The sequence below is a fragment of the Endozoicomonas sp. ALD068 genome, assembly GCF_049310145.1.
Lineage (GTDB): Bacteria > Pseudomonadota > Gammaproteobacteria > Pseudomonadales > Endozoicomonadaceae > Endozoicomonas_A.
The window spans coordinates 2,064,546-2,085,079 of the sequence record NZ_JBLYNU010000004.1; the positions used below are offsets into that span (position 1 = coordinate 2,064,546).

The 20,534-nt window shown below is 53.5% G+C and carries 1 protein-coding gene; it reads right to left on the reverse strand.

The genetic code is table 11. The annotated features are described in order from the left end of the window. Nucleotides 1-10: 10 nt before the first annotated feature. Nucleotides 11-20,284, reverse strand: a complete 20,274-nt coding sequence (locus ACO6V5_RS07440; protein WP_422492076.1) for a VCBS domain-containing protein — start codon at nucleotides 20,282-20,284, stop codon at nucleotides 11-13. Nucleotides 20,285-20,534 lie beyond the last annotated feature (250 nt).

A 20,534-nucleotide genomic window follows, 5' to 3' on the forward strand; every position in this document is an offset into this window, starting at 1 on the left:
AATATCCAGTCTAAGGACTGGTACCATGATCGAGATTATTGTTATCCATCAGGTTATTAAGAATATCAGCATCACTGCCGCCCAGGGCGAACAGGTCAACTTCCTTGAACGTAACTTTCTTCGTGACATCGCCATTGGCCGTGTCACTGATTTCCATCACGGTATCATTGCCGCTGGCAACAAAATGGAAATGCTCATCAAGGCTGTCACTTGGATCCACCAGAATATCATCCAGCTTCAACACGTCGCCTTCATCGGTGTTGAAATCGGTAATAATCAGCTCGGCAGGGTTTTGCGCAGTGCCGGTGGCATTAAAATCAAAGATATCAGCCCCCAGGCCGCCAGAAGCAGTGACATCGTCATGGTCAATGGTGAAAATATCGTCCCCGATATCGCCAATCAGAGTATCCAAACCGGCACTGGAACTATGGTCAAAGCCTGCCACCCGGTCACTGATGGTGACCACATCATTACCACTGCTGTCACTCAGGCTACTGCCGGTGTAACTGAACAATAACTGTTCTGAACCGTCAATCTGGGCACCATCAAAAGTCACGGTAACTTCTTGACCGCTTATGGCAACTCCAGTCACCAGACGTGCACTGCCGTCAATTTGAACGGTAAAGTCAGAGTTCGAGGGCGAGCCGGAAATGGCTTCGGAGAAGCCCAGCACCAGTTCATTACTGGACGCCAGGGATGAGGTTAAATCAGGTGCTTTCAAATCCGCCTGAGTCACGCTGCCTGCAGAAAGCGCGTCGGTGGTAGACTCATTACCAGCCAGATCCTTTATAAATCCGGCGGAGACATCCAGCGTATCATCGCTATAATCACCACCGGAGTTGGTTTCAATACTATCAGCTTTGGCCGCTGCCAACTCAATAACGAGTTTGTTGTTATCCAACACTTTGGCGGACAGTACATCATCTTCAGTGAAGCTCTCGGTCAATGATCCATCGACCTTGTAACTGATCTTGCTCCAGTCCAGCACCAGCCTTAACTCAGCACTGTCAGCGGCGGTGTTGCCACTTAAAATATCATTGAAGTTTGAACCCGACAGCTCCAGCTGATTGGTATCGGGGTCATAACTGGCCGATGCAATGGTGGTAAGAGGAGCGGTCGTATCAATAATCAGATCTGAACTGTTGTTATCCAGAGAACCTGCTCCTGAAGGCGGTGTCAGGGTTATGTTTCGATCTGAGTTGACACTGACCTCACCACTAGACCATCCGTAACTATCAGGTTCCTTAAACACCGTGTCAATCGGGTTGGACGCCGCAAGGGAAATACTGCCACTGACGTTGTCACCACTTTGAATAGTGTATCGGAACAAAAAGCTGTTATTGTATTCACTGGTCGGGTGGGCTGAAGTATCAAGTACCGCTGAACGCTGAACGCCACCAATATCAAATCTCAGTTCTGGGGTTGTACTGTAATTCAGTTTAACGACATGGTTAAAGTCCACTTGAATCAGCAGCTCTTCACCCGCCTTGTAAGTATCGTTATTTGAAACAACACGGATATCAGTAATTTCATTATTCTGAATGGATGATTTCCCTCCAGAATCCAAATGGTGCAGCACCTCCATATCCAAACCATTTTGTGGGGATGAAAAAGCATAATCGTTTCCTGCACGATCCACCAAAAAGCCTTCCTCAACATGCACTACGAGCTTATCAGGCCAGTCGGTATAACCCCGGAAATTTTCTTTAAAGGACTCGCCACCTTCCTGGGTCAGCTCTATATTCATCTCATACTGAATGGAATTGTGCCGTGAAAAACTGTCCGTCGCAAAATCCCCATCCTTGAAGTAATGCCGATCACCCGTATCTTTATTTTCGACATACAGCTTACTCCAGTCCGGAGTCATCTGACTAACTTCGTTTGAATTAAGCGTATTAAAGCCATCCGAATAAATAAATATTGCACCTGGGTGGCCGCTATTACCTGCCCATATATTGACGGCACCCAGACCAGGCAAAGAAGGATCAGTGGTATCAATTTCAAGTGCAGCATTGCTCGCCAGAGAATTAACATCTGCTCCAGTTGGTAGCGAACTGACATCAACAGAATTACCGGCGAGGTCTGTAATGCTGCCATTTGACAAATCCAGACTGCTGACATCCAGGTCAGAGCTATCCTCACCGCTGCCAACCGTGTAATTGAACACCAGCTTATCTGTTCCGGCACCACTGGAGTAGGTGGCCTGACCTCCGGTATCCAGGTTAAGGGCTGGAATTCCTGTAATATCAACAGCTTCGGTAAAAGATACCTCGATCTGAACCACCTTGCCTTCATTGTAAGGGCCATCCGAGGTCAGGCTGTCGACTGAGGTAATTTCTGGAGCATTAACGTCAATGATGGCATTGCCTGTCTGGGCCAGGGCATCGTTACTGTTAACCGAAGGCAGCGTGGTCAGCATGTTATTCCCTGCGGAGTCAAAGACCATGACTCCAGCAGGTATGGTCAGTGCCGTATCCGAGGCATAGTTAAGCCCCAGGGTGTTTTCACTGTTGCCCGAGCCAACGGTATAGACAAACCTCAATGTATCGGTACCTGCACCACTGTCAAAGGTGGCCACAGCGCCGTTATCAAGTGTCAGGGTTGGGTAGGTGCTGGCATCAGAGGCGTCAATACCAGTGATGGACACAGACTCACTCAGCTGGATAAGAATGACCACCTCATCGCCATTAATAAATCGACCAGGATCTTCAAAACTTACCTGCACCACTGTCGGAGCAGCAATATCGGCGTAATCCAGGGTCAGGTCACTGACTGCCGCTGCCCCTTCGTTACCCGCCAGATCCCTCAGGAATCCCGCCTGGATATCAACACCGTCCTCCGAGCCCTTGTAACCAAAAATACCCTCAAGTTCAGCAGCCTTGGCGTCAGTCAACTGGATCGACAGGGTATCCGTTCCCGCCAGACGGGCAACCGTCACATCATTGGCAGAGAAGCTGATGTTTTGTGTGATACCGTCATCCTTGTCGATATCAATCACCAGCTTGCTCCAGTCCAGCCTGCCTGAAAGATCGGCGGTGGCACTTTCGCTGTTGTTCAGCAGTTGATCAAAGTCCGCTCCCTTCAGCAGGAGCTGATTGTTGTTTTCATCGTAGGCGGCACTGGTGATGGTGGTGGTAGCTGCATCTGTGTCAATAACAATGTCACTGCTACCTGCCAGTGATTCAGTGCTGGCGGTTCCGGGCAATGTCAGGCTGACGCTGCTGCCAGCACCGTTGACCAGGGAACTCACAGCCGACGAACCTGAAACGCCGTTACTGAATGTCAGGGAACTGGTATCACGATAGTTAAGGTCATCAATGTTTTCCCCGGCACTCACGGTGTGGCGGAACACAAACTCCCTAGTGCCATCACCGGAGACATAAACGGCATTACCCCCATAAGGATCGGCCTGGGTCGGCTGCCTGTCATTGAGCAACAACAAGAGAGGATCATTGTTGGCGTCGTAATTTTGCAGCGAGACCTTTTCACTGAACCGAACGCGAATCAGAATCTCATCACCGGCCTGATAGCTTCCGTCTACGGTGTCGGAGGAAACATTAAGAACCGTAGCGCCGTTGCTGGTGACAGTGACCGCCTGATCAGCAAGGGCATCGGTAGTAGATCGGTTGCCCGCCCGGTCAGCCATAAAGCCTTGACTGATGTCCAGTGCTGTGTCACCTGATACGGTACTGAAACCGTTGTTGTCCAGTACCTTGTTGACGCCTTCATCAATGACAATCTCAAGCCGGTTGTTGTGAATCTCTACTGAACCAATATCGGAGGCGTCAAGACTGACACTTTCAAAGCTACCATCAGGCTGTTTCAGTTTTATAGACAGCTTGCTCCAGTCAAACCGTGACAGCTCGTCTCCTGTCAGGCTCAGGCCAACGGATTCGCCACTGCCCAGTAACGCATCAAAACCACTGCCATTGATGGTCAGCTTTTGATCATTGGCGCCTTCGGGAGCCAGAGTCACCCCGGTAATCGACACATCAGGGGCGGAGCCATCAATCAAGATATCCGCCGTACTGGCCAGTGAATCGCTATTGGCGGCAACAGGTACTGTCAGCACAGCGGCATTGCCCGAGAGGTCTTTAATCGTGCCACCATTAAGCTGCAAGGCACTGGCACTGAGCACATCCAGGTCAGGCGCCTCATCTCCTGGCTGAACGGTGTACTCAAACACCAGCTCCTGAGTGCCAGACCCGGAACTGAACCGGGCAGCAGAGATATTGTCACCAGTGCCCAACAACAGTACCGGCGTACCCGTCACCTCCACGGCCTCATCAAAGCTCACCTGCAAACGGATAACGGAACCCGTTGCGTATTCCCCATCCGCTGTCAGGCTGGTGACACCGCTGATAGAAGGTGCAATACCATCAGGAGGCAGTATGAAGATCTCCACGCCAGCGCTGTTGCCATCGTTCATGGTGTTACCAGCCGCATCCTGGAAGAAGCCATCACTGGTAATCCGGATCAGATCCTGACCTTCCTCGTTACCATAGCCTGAAGTGGCACGCATGCTGGCAAGCTTGTTACTGCTGATCTTGATGTTCAATTGTTGATCGTTCACGGCCAGAGCGGATTCAATATCAGCAGCGCTAAAGCTGATATCTGTGTTACTACCGCTATTGTCTACAACCCGCCATGAAAGTTTTGACCAGTCCAGTCTGCCAGTCAGATCGGTATCGGTAGACTCACCTGGTGACAGCAGTGAGCTGAAACCATCGCCGGAGAGCGTCAGAATGCCCGCTGAACTGGCTGAGCTGCTGCTGAGCCCTACGGTAGGAGACACCGTATCAATCCTGATGTCGTTTTGTTGAGCCAGGGCTCCGGCTTCATTCAGCTCAGGCAGGAGCAAGTCTGCGTTGTTACCTAAAAGGTCGGCAATCGTACCGCCACCAAGATCCAGTGCAGAGGTAGATAATGCATTGAGGTCGGCAGACTCATCAGGGTTAGCCACCGTGTAGGTAAATAACAGGACATTCGTTCCTGTCCCACCGCTGTAGGTAGCAAGGCGATCAATGGTTCCTGTTTCCAGCTGCAGGGTTGGGTTCCCTGTCACCTGAACTGGCTCAGAAAACTCTACTTTGACGGTAATGGTGTCACCATCGCGATACCACTGATCCGCGTCATCACTGTAAAGGCGCACGACTTCCGGGTTACCACCGCTGTTGGTCACGTTGTCGACGGAGAAGCTGGATATCGAAGAAGTGTCATTGCCGACAAGGTCTTCCAGGCGATCATTGTCCAGAGCACTGCCCGCAGCGGGCGGAGTGTAATCCAGAGTCACCGACTGGCCATCGGTAATCGCTTTGGAGAGCGTCAGGGTCAGTTGCTGGCCGTTGATGGCAAGGCTACTGACCGATTCACTTTGCCCATCTACGACAATACTGAACAGGGAGGGGTTGATGGTGGCATTACCATTCAATGCCTCACTGAAGGTTAATGTCACAGTGTTACCATCCACCTCGGCGGTGGAAAGGCTGGGCGAAATCGTATCCGTGATATTGGTGACGGTCACGTCGCCATGATTGAGGGCAGCGGCATCAAAGCCTCGCAAGTCTTCGACCCGGTCGTTGTTACTACTGCTGTCAGCACTGGACGGACTGTAACTGAACGTCACCGACTCCCCGTCTGCCACAGGACTGGTCAGCTGCACCGTCACCTGATTGCCACTGATCGAGGCACTGCTGATCGACCTGCTGGCACCCGCCACTTCAACATCCAGAATACCGGTCAGGCTGACACTCTCGTTCAGATCCTCCGAGTAAGTCAGGATGAGGGTATCACCGTCTACCACAGCATTGTTGAGTGTGGGTACCGAGGTGTCGGTATTATTCTCAACCAGAGCACTAGTGAAATCACTGCTATCATTGCCCTGGGCATCTTGAATGGGACCACCCCCATTATTGCTGGCATCCACCACGCTATAGGACAGCTGAACGATATCTGAATCGCCAACCGGGCTGTCCAGGGTCAATGTCATTCGGCTACCGGAAATGCTGACGTTTGATACCGTGCGGCTGCCGCCACCCACCAGAGACAGAGTGAAGGCGCTGTTGTCAGGAACGCTGCCAGGGTCAAGTGCTTCGTTATACTCAACGATCAGCTGGTCACCCTCTACTGTCATATTCTGGCGGACTGCTGCTGAAACATCAGGTGTCACCGTGGCTGAAAAACCGCTCAATGCCGCAAACGGGTTGATCCCTACCTGTTCCTGAAGAACATTACTGCCCGGTGTGTAATCAAGCGTCAAATTGCCCGAGGGACTGACCGCAGTGTCAAGACTGAGGCGAATCTGGGTATCGTTGAGGTAGGAGATGTTTAGAACATTGACAGCACTACCATCAATGGCTACATCAAAGTCAGCCAGATCAGGGGTGCTGTCCCTGTCCATATTTTCACTAAAAGTCAGCACCAGATTCTGGGTATTGGCCACGATTTCAGCAGAGGACAGGGTGGGAGCAGTACCGGAGAACATGACGGTTGAATTATCCGTTGTGACATTGCCAGCACTGTCAGTCTGGGTAACGGTAATATCGAGCTGGCCGTCAGACAGAGCACTGACATCCAGTTCGCTACCCGCCAAACTCCAGGTGCCATCCAGTCTAACCGTGACGGTGGCGGAGACAGTCGCAGCTGATGTGTCTTCAATTTCGACCTGAATGGAAGCACCAGGCTCACCAACACCGGAAACGAGAACGGCACCTTCTTCGGCAGCGCTGATCTGGTTGTCACCCATTATGTTGTTATCAATGGCAATGGTTCGGGCAAGGGTGAGCTGACCATCGCTCAGTAGCTGCTCAATAATTTCCTGGTCCGTATTACCCAGCGGCGAGAGATCTGTGTTTTCCAGCACAATCTGCTGTATTACATCACCACCGGCAACAACGCTGACATCAATGATGGTATCACTGCCTTCTGTGCGGAAATGAATAAACTGATCTGCGGTGGTATTTTCCTCGCCACTGAGAAGGGAGTGCAAATCGAGAATGTCACCACCGGCACCGACGGAAAAATCGGTAATGCGGTCAATGGCCGGATCACCGGCCGAGCCACCATCGCCAGCCTGCCAGACAAAACGATCCTGACCACTACCACCCGTTAACCAATCATCGCCCTCACCACCAGTGAGCACATCCGCACCTGCATCACCATACATAAAGTCAGTGTTGTTGCCGCCTGTTACGGTATTATCCTGAGCGTCACCACGGCTAACATTTGCACTATAAGTGGTCGCAGAACTGGCAATACCACCTGCTTCCGTAGAGGTAACACTGATATTCAGCGGATCACCATCGTTCAGTGTTAACGAGGGCGTGAAACTCCAGTTACCATCACTGCCAACCGATGCACTGTAATTGTTACCATTAATAGTGAAATTCAGGACGGCATCTGGTTGACCGGTACCTGTGATTACAGGCTGGAAACTGCCATCCAGCATCACCGAATCAATTTTAGGCGGTGTATAAAAGTCAATGGTATGGGCGCTGCTCTCCAGTGCACCATCACTCACTTTGAAACCTATACTGCCATGGTGGCTACCGTTAATGCTGGCATCTGCAGTAAACACCAAGTTGGGGATATCTCCGGCACTGATCACCTGGTTAACGGAGACAGCACTGCCGTTCAACGTCAGGCTCCCCGTAGTGGGCAGTGACGTCAAGGCAATGGAAGCAAGGCTATCCCCGGAATCCACATCGCTGAATCCGAATTCTGCATTGGTAAAGGTATGCTGTCCCGCCTCACTGAGACTTAGGTTATTATCCGCAGCAGTAGGTGCATCGTTGGTGCCGTTAATGGTGATAACAATATCGTGGGTAGTGCCATCCAGGGACTTCACCGTCACCGTCTCGGTCAGGGTGTCACCATCCCCCAGGGCCTGAATGTCGGCCTGGCTGTTGCTCGCCGAATAGCTCCAGCTGCCGTCGCTGGCCATAGTCAATGAACCGTAGCTGCCGGTGACGGTCTCTGGGGTGAAACTGGCTTCACCACCATCAACATCAGTGACAGTTAGGCTACCCGAGGTCGTCAGCGTGTTACCAGCATCCTCAGTGACACTGCCGGTATCAGCGCCGGTGATCACCGCGGCGTCGTTGGTGCCATTGATGGTGATAACAATGTTGTGGGTAGTGCCATCCAGGGACTTGACCGTCAAAGTCTCGGTCAAGGTGTCACCATCCCCCAGGGCCTGAATGTCGGCCTGACTGTTGCTCGCCGAATAGCTCCAGCTGCCGTCGCTGGCCATAGTCAATGAACCGTAGCTGCCGGTGACGGTCTCTGCAGTGAAACTGGCCTCGCCGCCATCAACATCGGTGACAGCCAAGCTGCCGGAAGTCATCAGGGTGTTGCCCGCGTCCTCAGTGACACTGCCTGTGTCAGCACCAGTGATCACCGCCGCATCGTTGGTGCCGTTGATGGTGATAACAATATTATGGGTAGTGCCATCCAGGGACTGCACGGTGATGGTCTCGGTCAAGGTGTCGCCATCCCCCAGGGCCTGAATGTCGGCATGGCTGTTACTGGCCGAATAGCTCCAGCTGCCGTCGCTGGCCATAGTCAATGAACCGTAGCTGCCGGTGACGGTCTCTGCGGTGAAACTGGCTTCACCACCATCAACATCGGTGACAGTCAGGCTGCCGGAAGTCGTCAGGGTGTTGCCCGCGTCCTCAGTAACACTACCGGTATCAGCGCCGGTAATCACCGCCGCGTCGTTGGTGCCGTTGATGGTGATAACAATATTATGGGTAGTGCCATCCAGGGACTGCACGGTGATGGTCTCGGTCAAGGTGTCGCCATCCCCCAGGGCCTGAATATCAGCATGGCTGTTACTGGCCGAATAGCTCCAGCTGCCGTCGCTGGCCATAGTCAATGAACCGTAGCTGCCGGTGACGGTCTCTGCGGTGAAACTGGCTTCACCACCATCAACATCGGTGACCGTCAGGCTGCCGGAAGTCGTCAGGGTGTTGCCCGCGTCCTCAGTAACACTACCGGTATCAGCGCCGGTAATCACCGCCGCGTCGTTGGTGCCATTGATGGTGATAACAATGTTGTGGGTAGTGCCATCCAGGGACTGCACGGTGATGGTCTCGGTCAAGGTGTCGCCATCCCCCAGGGCCTGAATGTCGGCATGGCTGTTACTGGCCGAATAGCTCCAGCTGCCGTCGCTGGCCATAGTCAATGAACCGTAGCTGCCGGTGACGGTCTCTGCGGTGAAACTGGCTTCACCACCATCAACATCGGTAACAGTCAGACTGCCAGAAGTCATCAGAGTGTTGCCCGCGTCCTCAGTAACACTACCGGTATCAGCGCCGGTAATCACCGCCGCGTCGTTGGTGCCATTGATGGTGATAACAATGTTGTGGGTAGTGCCATCCAGGGACTTGACCGTCAAAGTCTCGGTCAAGGTGTCACCATCCCCCAGGGCCTGAATATCAGCATGGCTGTTACTGGCCGAATAGCTCCAGCTGCCGTCGCTGGCCATAGTCAATGAACCATAGCTGCCGGTGACGGTCTCTGCAGTGAAACTGGCCTCGCCGCCATCAACATCGGTGACAGCCAAGCTGCCGGAAGTCATCAGGGTGTTGCCAGCATCTTCGGTAACACTGCCGGTATCAGCGCCGGTGATTACCGCCGCGTCGTTGGTGCCGTTAATGGTGATAACAATATCGTGGTTAGTGCCATCTTGGGACTTGACTGTCACTGTCTCAGTCAAGGTGTCACCATCCCCCAGAGACTGGATAGCTGATAGACTATTATCCGCTGAATAGCTCCAGCTACCGCTGCCATCAATGGTCAATGAACCGTAACTGCCGGTGATGGTCTCTGCAGTGAAACTGGCTTCACCGCCATCAACATCGGTAACAGTCAGACTGCCGGAAGTCATCAGGGTGTTGCCAGCGTCCTCAGTAACACTGCCGGTATCAGCGCCGGTGATTACCGCCGCGTCGTTGGTGCCGTTAATGGTGATAACAATATCTTGGGTAGTGCCATCCAGGGACTTGACTGTCACCGTCTCGGTCAGGGTGTCACCATCCCCCAGGGTCTGGATAGCCGATAGACTGTTATCCGCCGAATAGCTCCAGCTACCGCTGCCATCAATGGTCAATGAACCGTAGCTACCGGTGACGGTCTCCGCAGTGAAACTGGCTTCACCGCCATCAACATCGGTAACAGTCAGACTGCCGGAAGTCATCAGGGTGTTGCCAGCGTCCTCAGTAACATTGCCAGTATCAGCGCCGGTGATCACCGCCGTGTCGTTGGTGCCGTTAATTGTGATAACAATATCGTGGGTAGTGCCATCCAGGGACTTGACTGTCACCGTCTCGGTCAGGGTGTCACCATCACCCAGGGTCTGGATAGCCGATAGACTGTTATCCGCCGAATAGCTCCAGCTACCACTGCCATCAATGGTCAATGAACCGTAGCTGCCGGTGACGGTCTCTGGGGTGAAACTGGCTTCACCGCCATCAACATCGGTGACAGACAGAATACCGGAAGTCATCAGAGTGTTGCCAGCGTCCTCAGTAACACTGCCGGTATCAGCGCCGGTGATCACCGCCGTGTCGTTGGTGCCGTTAATGGTGATAACAATATCGTGGGTAGTGCCATCCAGAGACTTGACTGTCACAGTCTCCGTCAAGGTGCCACCATCTCCCAGAGCCTGGATGTCAGCATTGCTGTTACTGGCCGAATAGCTCCAGCTACCACTGCCATCAATGGTCAATGAACCGTAGCTGCCGGTGACGGTCTCTGGGGTGAAACTGGCCTCACCGCCATCAACATCGGTAACAGTCAGGCTGCCGGAGGTCATCAGGGTATTGCTGGAGTCCTCAGTAACACTGCCGGTATCAGCGCCGGTGATCACTGCCGCGTCGTTGGTGCCGTTAATGGTAATAACAATATTGTGGGTAGTGCCATCCAAGGACTTCACGGTGACAGTATCGGTCAGGGTGTCACCATCCCCCAGAGCCTGAATGTCAGCCTGACTGTTGCTAGCCGAATAGCTCCAGCTGCCGTCGCTAGCCATAGTCAATGAACCGTAGCTGCCAGTGACGGTCTCTGGGGTGAAACTGGCTTCACCACTATCGACGTCGGTAACAGTCAGACTGCCAGAAGCCATCAGGGTGTTGCTCGCATCCTCAGTGACGCTGCCGGTATCAGCGCCGGTGATCACCGCAGCATCGTTGGTACCGTTGATGGTGATAACAATATCGTGGGTAGTGCCATCCAGGGACTTCACCGTGACAGTATCGGTCAGAGTGTCGCCATCCCCCAGGGCCTGAATGTCGGCCTGACTGTTGCTGGCCGAATAGCTCCAGCTGCCGTCGCTAGCCATAGTCAATGAACCGTAGCTGCCGGTGACGGTCTCTGGGGTGAAACTGGCTTCACCACTATCGACGTCGGTAACAGTCAGACTGCCAGAAGCCATCAGGGTGTTGCTCGCATCCTCAGTGACGCTGCCGGTATCAGCGCCGGTGATCACCGCAGCATCGTTGGTACCGTTGATGGTGATAACAATATCGTGGGTAGTGCCATCCAGGGACTTCACCGTGACAGTATCGGTCAGAGTGTCGCCATCCCCCAGGGCCTGACTGTTGCTGGCCGAATAGCTCCAGCTGCCATCGCTAGCCATAGTCAATGAACCGTAGCTGCCGGTGACGGTCTCTGGGGTGAAACTGGCCTCACCGCCATCAACATCGGTAACAGTCAGGCTGCCGGAGGTCATCAGGGTATTGCTGGAGTCCTCAGTAACACTGCCGGTATCAGCGCCGGTGATCACTGCCGCGTCGTTGGTGCCGTTAATGGTAATAACAATATTGTGGGTTGTGCCATCCAAGGACTTCACGGTGACAGTATCGGTCAGGGTGTCACCATCCCCCAGAGCCTGAATGTCAGCCTGACTATTGCTGGCCGAATAGCTCCAGCTGCCGTCGCTGGCCATAGTCAATGAACCGTAGCTGCCGGTGACGGTCTCTGGGGTGAAACTGGCTTCACCACTATCGACGTCGGTAACAGTCAGACTGCCAGAAGCCATCAGGGTGTTGCTCGCATCCTCAGTGACACTGCCGGTATCATCGCCGGTGATCACCGCCGCGTCGTTGGCGCCGTTAATAGTGATAACAATATCGTGGGTAGTGCCATCCAGGGACTTGACTGTCAAAGTCTCAGTCAAGGTGTCACCAACCTCCAGGGCCTGAATGTCAGCATGGCTGTTGCTCGCCGAATAGCTCCAGCTGCCACTGCCATCAATGGTCAATGAACCGTAGCTGCCGGTGACGGTCTCTGGGGTGAAACTGGCTTCACCGCCATCAACATCGGTGACAGACAGACTACCGGAAGTCATCAGAGTGTTGCCAGCGTCCTCAGTAACACTGCCGGTATCAGCGCCGGTGATCACCGCTGCGTCGTTGGTGCCGTTAATGGTGATAACAATATCGTGGGTAGTGCCATCCAGGGACTTGACTGTCACCGTCTCCGTCAAGGTGTCACCATCCCCCAGAGACTGGATAGCTGATAGACTGTTATCCGCCGAATAGCTCCAGCTACCACTGCCATCAATGGTCAATGAACCGTAGCTGCCAGTGACGGTCTCTGGGGTGAAACTGGCTTCACCGCCATCAACATCGGTGACAGACAGAATACCGGAAGTCATCAGAGTGTTGCCAGCGTCCTCAGTAACACTGCCGGTATCAGCGCCGGTGATTACCGCCGCGTCGTTGGTACCGTTAATGGTGATAACAATATCATGGGTAGTGCCATCCAGGGACTTGACTGTCACTGTCTCAGTCAAGGTGTCACCATCCCCCAATGACTGGATAGCCGATAGACTGTTATCCGCTGAATAGCTCCAGCTACCGCTGCCATCAATGGTCAATGAACCGTAACTGCCGGTGATAGTCTCTGCAGTGAAACTGGCTTCACCGCCATCAACATCGGTAACAGTCAGACTGCCGGAAGTCATCAGGGTGTTGCCAGCGTCCTCAGTAACACTGCCGGTATCAGCGCCGGTGATCACCGCCGTGTCGTTGGTGCCGTTAATGGTGATAACAATATCGTGGGTAGTGCCATCCAGGGACTTGACTGTCACCGTCTCAGTCAAGGTGTCACCATCCCCCAAGGTCTGGATAGCCGATAGACTGTTATCCGCTGAATAGCTCCAGCTACCGCTGCCATCAATGGTCAATGAACCGTAACTGCCGGTGATGGTCTCTGCAGTGAAACTGGCTTCACCGCCATCAACATCGGTAACAGTCAGACTGCCGGAAGTCATCAGGGTGTTGCCAGCGTCCTCAGTAACACTGCCAGTATCAGCGCCGGTGATCACCGCCGCGTCGTTGGTGCCGTTAATGGTGATAACAATATCTTGGGTAGTGCCATCCAGGGACTTGACTGTCACTGTCTCAGTCAAGGTGTCACCATCACCCAGTGACTGGATAGCTGATAGACTGTTATCCGCCGAATAGCTCCAGCTACCACTGCCATCAATAGTCAATGAACCGTAGCTACCGGTGACGGTCTCTGGGGTGAAACTGGCTTCACCGCCATCAACATCGGTAACAGTCAGACTGCCGGAAGTCATCAGGGTGTTGCCAGCGTCCTCAGTAACACTGCCAGTATCAGCGCCGGTGATCACCGCCGCGTCGTTGGTGCCGTTAATGGTGATAACAATATCTTGGGTAGTGCCATCCAGGGACTTGACTGTCACAGTCTCCGTCAAGGTGCCACCATCTCCCAGAGCCTGGATGTCAGCATTGCTGTTACTGGCCGAATAGCTCCAGCTACCACTGCCATCAATGGTCAATGAGCCGTAGCTACCGGTGACGGTCTCCGCAGTGAAACTGGCTTCACCACCGTCGACATCGGTAACAGTCAGACTGCCAGAAGTCATCAGGGTGTTGCCAGCGTCCTCAGTAACACTGCCGGTATCAGCGCCGGTGATCACCGCCGTGTCGTTGGTGCCGTTAATGGTGATAACAATATCGTGGGTAGTGCCATCCAGGGACTTGACTGTCACCGTCTCAGTCAAGGTGTCACCATCCCCCAAGGTCTGGATAGCCGATAGACTGTTATCCGCCGAATAGCTCCAGCTACCGCTGCCATCAATGGTCAATGAACCGTAACTGCCGGTGATGGTCTCTGCAGTGAAACTGGCTTCACCGCCATCAACATCGGTAACAGTCAGACTGCCGGAAGTCATCAGGGTGTTGCCAGCATCTTCGGTAACACTGCCGGTATCAGCGCCGGTGATTACCGCCGCGTCGTTGGTGCCGTTAATGGTGATAACAATATCGTGGGTAGTGCCATCCAGGGACTTGACTGTCACTGTCTCAGTCAAGGTGTCACCATCCCCCAATGACTGGATAGCCGATAGACTGTTATCCGCTGAATAGCTCCAGCTACCGCTGCCATCAATGGTCAATGAACCGTAACTGCCGGTGATGGTCTCTGCAGTGAAACTGGCTTCACCGCCATCAACATCGGTAACAGTCAGACTGCCGGAAGTCATCAGGGTGTTGCCAGCGTCCTCAGTAACACTGCCAGTATCAGCGCCGGTGATCACCGCCGCGTCGTTGGTGCCGTTAATGGTGATAACAATATCTTGGGTAGTGCCATCCAGGGACTTGACTGTCACTGTCTCAGTCAAGGTGTCACCATCACCCAGTGACTGGATAGCTGATAGACTGTTATCCGCCGAATAGCTCCAGCTACCGCTGCCATCAATGGTCAATGAACCGTAACTGCCAGTGATGGTCTCTGGGGTGAAACTGGCTTCACCGCCATCAACATCGGTAACAGTCAGACTGCCGGAAGTCATCAGGGTGTTGCCAGCGTCCTCAGTAACACTGCCGGTATCAGCGCCGGTGATCACCGCCGTGTCGTTGGTGCCGTTAATGGTGATAACAATATCGTGGGTAGTGCCATCCAGGGACTTGACTGTCACAGTCTCCGTCAAGGTGCCACCATCTCCCAGAGCCTGGATGTCAGCATTGCTGTTACTGGCCGAATAGCTCCAGCTACCACTGCCATCAATGGTCAATGAACCGTAGCTACCGGTGACGGTCTCCGCAGTGAAACTGGCTTCACCACCATCGACATCGGTAACAGTCAGACTGCCAGAAGTCATCAGGGTGTTGCCAGCGTCCTCAGTAACACTGCCGGTATCAGCGCCGGTGATCACCGCTGTGTCGTTGGTGCCGTTAATGGTGATAACAATATCGTGGGTAGTGCCATCCAGGGACTTGACTGTCACCGTCTCAGTCAAGGTGTCACCATCCCCCAAGGTCTGGATAGCCGATAGACTGTTATCCGCCGAATAGCTCCAGCTACCACTGCCATCAATAGTCAATGAACCGTAGCTACCGGTGACGGTCTCTGGGGTGAAACTGGCTTCACCGCCATCAACATCGGTGACAGACAGAATACCGGAAGTCATCAGAGTGTTGCCAGCGTCCTCAGTAACACTGCCGGTATCAGCGCCGGTGATCACCGCCGTGTCGTTGGTGCCGTTAATGGTGATAACAATATCGTGGGTAGTGCCATCCAGGGACTTGACTGTCACAGTCTCCGTCAAGGTGCCACCATCTCCCAGAGCCTGGATGTCAGCATTGCTGTTACTGGCCGAATAGCTCCAGCTACCACTGCCATCAATGGTCAATGAACCGTAGCTACCGGTGACGGTCTCCGCAGTGAAACTGGCTTCACCACCATCGACATCGGTAACAGTCAGACTGCCAGAAGTCATCAGGGTGTTGCCAGCGTCCTCAGTAACACTGCCGGTATCAGCGCCGGTGATCACCGCTGTGTCGTTGGTGCCGTTAATGGTGATAACAATATCGTGGGTAGTGCCATCCAGGGACTTGACTGTCACCGTCTCAGTCAAGGTGTCACCATCCCCCAAGGTCTGGATAGCCGATAGACTGTTATCCGCCGAATAGCTCCAGCTACCACTGCCATCAATAGTCAATGAACCGTAGCTACCGGTGACGGTCTCTGGGGTGAAACTGGCTTCACCGCCATCAACATCGGTGACAGACAGAATACCGGAAGTCATCAGAGTGTTGCCAGCGTCCTCAGTAACACTGCCGGTATCAGCGCCGGTGATCACCGCCGTGTCGTTGGTTCCGGTCAGGGTGATAGTCACCTGCTGATCGACAGTACCGCCTTCGCCGTCGTCAACAGTGACGGTATAAGTCTGGGTCAGAGTCTGACCGGCACCCAGATAATCGACGTCAGCATCATCAACACTGAAACTCCAGTCGATCCGGCCGCTGCCGTCACCCTGAGTATCGTCCGCCACAGTAGCCGTCAGGCTGCCCAAATAACCATTAGCCCCGGCTCTAACACTGACACTCTGCTGATCACTCAGATCGACATCGGCAATAGTGAAGGAGCCGCTGTCGGTCAGGGTGTTACTGTTCTCACCGGCGCCACCGTCGAAAATCTCGGTGACTGTACCGGAGACATCGGTGGCACTGCTGATGGTAGGCGCATCGTTGGTTCCGGTCAGGGTGATAGTCACCTGCTGATCGACAGTACCGCCTTCGCCATCATCAACAGTCACGGTGTAGGTTTGGGTCAGGGTCTGGCCGACACCCAGATAATCGACGTCAGCATCATCAACACTGAAGCTCCAGTCGATCCGGCCGCTGCCGTCGCCCTGGGTGTCGTCCGCCACAGTAGCCGTCAGGCTGCCCAGATAACCATTAGCCCCGGCACTGACACTGACACTCTGCTGATCACTCAGATCGACATCGGCAATAGTGAACGAGCCGCTGTCGGTCAGGGTGTTACTGTTCTCACCGGCGCCACCGTCGACAATCTCGGTGACTGTACCGGAGACATCAGTGGCGCTGCTGATGGTAGGCGCATCGTTGGTTCCGGTCAGGGTGATAGTCACCTGCTGATCGACAGTACCGCCTTCGCCATCATCAACAGTCACGGTGTAGGTTTGGGTCAGGGTCTGGCCGACACCCAGATAATCGACGTCGGCATCATCAACACTGAAGCTCCAGTCGATCCGGCCGCTGCCGTCACCCTGAGTGTCGTCCGCCACAGTAGCCGTCAGGCTGCCCAGATAACCATTAGCCCCGGCACTGACGCTGACAGTCTGCTGGTCACTCAGATCGACATCAGCAATGGTGAACGAGCCAGTGTCGGTCAGGCTGTTGCTGTTTTCACCGGCACCCCCGTCGACAATCTCGGTGACTGCACCGACAACATCGGTGGCACTGGTAATAGTAGGTGCGTCGTTGGTGCCGGTCAGGGTGATAGTCACCTGCTGATCAACGGTACCGCCTTCGCCATCGTCAACTGTGACGGTGTAGGTCTGAGTCAGAGTCTGACCGGCGCCCAGGTAATCGATGTCGGCATCATCAACACTGAAACTCCAGTCAATCCGACCGCTGCCGTCGCCCTGGGTGTCATCTGCCACGGTGGCCGTCAGGCTGCCCAGATAATCATTGGCCCCGGCACTGACGCTGACAGTCTGCTGGTCACTCAGATCGACATCAGCAATGGTGAACGAGCCAGTGTCGGTCAGGCTGTTGCTGTTTTCACCGGCACCCCCGTCGACAATCTCGGTGACTGCACCGGCAACATCGGTGGCACTGGTAATAGTAGGTGCGTCGTTGGTGCCGGTCAGGGTGATAGTCACCTGCTGATCAACGCTACCGCCTTCGCCATCGTCAACTGTGACAGTGTAGGTCTGGGTCAGAGTCTGACCGGCGCCCAGATAATCGATGTCGGCATCATCAACACTGAAACTCCAGTCAATCCGACCGCTGCCGTCGCCCTGGGTGTCATCTGCCACGCTAGCCGTCAGGCTGCCCAGATAACCATTAGCACCGGCACTGACGCTGACAGTCTGCTGGTCACTCAGATCGACATCAGCAATGGTGAACGAGCCAGTGTCGGTCAGGCTGTTGCTGTTTTCACCGGCACCCCCGTCGACAATCTCGGTGACTGCACCGGCAACATCGGTGGCACTGGTAATAGTAGGTGCGTCGTTGGTGCCGGTCAGGGTGATAGTCACCTGCTGATCAACGGTACCGCCTTCGCCATCGTCAACTGTGACGGTGTAGGTCTGAGTCAGAGTCTGACCGGCGCCGAGGTAATCGATATCGGCATCATCAACACTGAAACTCCAGTCAATCCGACCGCTGCCGTCGCCCTGGGTGTCATCTGCCACGCTAGCCGTCAGGCTGCCCAGATAACCATTAGCCCCGGCACTGACGCTGACAGTCTGCTGGTCACTCAGATCGACATCAGCAATGGTGAACGAGCCAGTGTCGGTCAGGCTGTTGCTGTTTTCACCGGCACCCCCGTCGACAATCTCGGTGACTGCACCGGCAACATCGGTGGCACTGGTAATAGTAGGTGCGTCGTTGGTGCCGGTCAGGGTGATAGTCACCTGCTGATCAACGGTACCGCCTTCACCATCGTCAACTGTGACGGTGTAGGTCTGAGTCAGAGTCTGACCGGCGCCCAGGTAATCGATGTCGGCATCATCAACGCTGAAACTCCAGTCAATCCGACCGCTGCCGTCGCCCTGGGTGTCATCCGCCACGGTGGCCGTCAGGCTGCCCAGATAACCATTAGCCCCGGCACTGACGCTGACAGTCTGCTGGTCACTCAGATCGACATCAGCAATGGTGAACGAGCCAGTGTCGGTCAGGCTGTTGCTGTTTTCACCGGCACCCCCGTCGACAATCTCGGTGACTGCACCGGCAACATCAGTGGCATTGCTAATAGTGGGAGCGTCGTTGAGGCCTTCAATGGTTATTGAAGCACTCTGGCTAACCGTTCCCCCATGACCATCGTCAACTTCGTAGCTGTAATCAATTCTTTCTGATTCCCCTGCCGCCAAATAGTTATAAGCGGACGAATCCAGAGACAGGCTGTTACCATCCTCCGAGATACTGATGCCAACCGGATCACCGGCGGTGAGTCGGAGGTTCACAACATCTAAGGTGTCGGTCTGATCAACATCAGTACTACCTGCCAACAAATCAATACTCTTTGATGGCGAATTCTGGTTAGTCCTCAATAAAATTGCATTTTGAACTACCGGGTCATCATTACTTCCTGCCAGGGTGATGCTGGCGGTTTGGGTCGTAAAATCTCCCTGTGAATCCGATACTTGATATTCGTAGGTGATGATTTCCATCTCGCCAACGGCTAGGTACTTATAAGCTTCCGGATCAATAACCAGCTCTGATCCTTCTTCGGTCACACTGACGCCAGCTTCGTTACCAGAAACCAGACGAAGGCTGGTAACAGACAATTCATCGTCCAGATCCTTATCACTGGCTTTTTGTAAAAGATCCAGACTAATGCCAGAGTCATTCTGATTTAGATCAAGAACAATCGGAGCCTCTACTTCAGGCGTATCGTTGACACCTTCTATCGTGATGCCTACGGATGCCTGACTTCTGTTTCCCTGTGAATTGATAACCTCAAAAACAAAAGTAACAGTCTGGCTTTCACCCTTTGCCAGATAGTCAAAGTCTGCTCCAGGCTTGAACTCAAAAGAGCCGTCACCACTTATATTTATTGAACCTGCTTCCGTTGCAGAAACCAGAGAGTACGTCAATGCTCCGCCAGCACCACCACTATTATCTGTCGCAGAAAGCTGTCCCTGAAGGATCGGTGAATCTTCATTACCATCCATTGACAATGCCTGAGCGACAGGCTGGTACGAAATAACGACAGGCTCTGGAGTCTCCGATTCTTTCTCAGATTCTTGTTGTTGAACAACTTCGTTAGTGACAGGCCTGCTGCTGGCAGTCAGGATCTCAGAAGACTCGGTAATGGATTCCTCATCTAACTGGTCATCAGTTTCAAGCGTGATAACAGGGATATCTGATGGGGCAAGCCTGGGTTCTGTCTGGTCAGGACTTCTCTCTTCGGAGGTATCTTCTTTTGCCGCTGAAGCTTCTGTTGGAGAACCGGGATCTGCTCCTTCAGCAACAGCGTCCCGAACCTCTTCATCAGCCAGCTCTTCCTCGGCCTGTTCTTCATCGATATCAGTATCCTGACCGGACAGCACACTGTCTGTAAGAGTAAGTGGCTGCTGACCACTCAGTTCCAGAACCTGATTATTCGATGTTGTAATGACAACGAGATCACCATTTTCTGAAACGACCCGATCATTAAGAAAAACTTTGTCCCCTGGCTCGAGAACTATTTGGGTTCCATCCGGCTTTATGGCGATCACTTTACCAGACGCTGCTGAGATCTCACCAATAGCAGGTGCAGAGTTTCCTGAGCTTGAATTCATATTTCTGTACTCTCTGAATCCTGAGGGAAAAGAGGAAACTCGATCCAAGTGCTGTGCAGCCAACTCAAGCACAGAATAAGGCGAGTTCCCTTCGCTCTTATATTCACGAAAAAACAGTTTATAGTTTATTAATTTCAGGGTAGACAGAATAAAGCAGCTTTGTTGCAATGCTCCGACATTCAGCTTTTAAATCTCTTTAAGAGGTCTTTATAGCAGAGGTTACACCTTCGTAACTATGCACCTATAGGCA

What these genes read in the sequence shown, in the direction of transcription:
- ACO6V5_RS07440 (WP_422492076.1), bottom strand. Translation starts at nt 20,284, where the DNA reads ATGAATTCAAGCTCAGGAAACTCTGCACCTGCTATTGGTGAGATCTCA.